The sequence below is a fragment of the Nocardiopsis lucentensis DSM 44048 genome (assembly GCF_000341125.1).
In the GTDB taxonomy this organism is placed as follows: Bacteria; Actinomycetota; Actinomycetes; order Streptosporangiales; family Streptosporangiaceae; genus Nocardiopsis; species Nocardiopsis lucentensis.
In genome coordinates this window covers 1-425 of the sequence record NZ_ANBC01000050.1, presented here as the reverse complement: position 1 = coordinate 425, position 425 = coordinate 1, and the positions used below count along the sequence as shown (strand labels likewise).

The 425-nt window shown below is 74.4% G+C and carries 1 pseudogene; it reads right to left on the bottom strand.

Annotation, left to right across the window (positions count from 1 at the left end):
- Positions 1 to 44: 44 nt before the first annotated feature.
- Positions 45 to 425: pseudogene (locus D471_RS32520) on the bottom strand (ABC transporter ATP-binding protein); the annotation flags it as partial.

Below are 425 nucleotides of genomic sequence, written 5' to 3'. Positions count from 1 at the left end.
GGCCCCGCCGCTTCGCTTCGGCCCGCCCGTTCCCGCCACCACCCTCAACGGACGCCGCCGGCGCGGTCTCGACCTTCGAGAACCCCGCCGGCGCCCGAACGGTGACCCTTCTCGGGCCCCAGGGGACGGGTGATGAGTCGGGGGCGGCCGGTCACCGGATCGTCGACCAGCGTGCCGTCCACACCGAACACCTCGTGGAGCACCTCCGGGGCGAACACCTCCGTCGGCGGCCCCGCCGCCACCACACGGCCCCCGAGCATCGCGACCACCGTGTCCGCGTAGCAGGCGGCCAGGTCCAGTGTGTGCAGGGCCGCCACGACGGTCGTGCCCATCCCCGCCACCAGCTCCAGGACCTCGAACTGGTGGCGCGGGTCGAGGTGGTTGGTCGGCTCGTCGAGCACGAGCAACCGGGGCCGCTGCGCCAG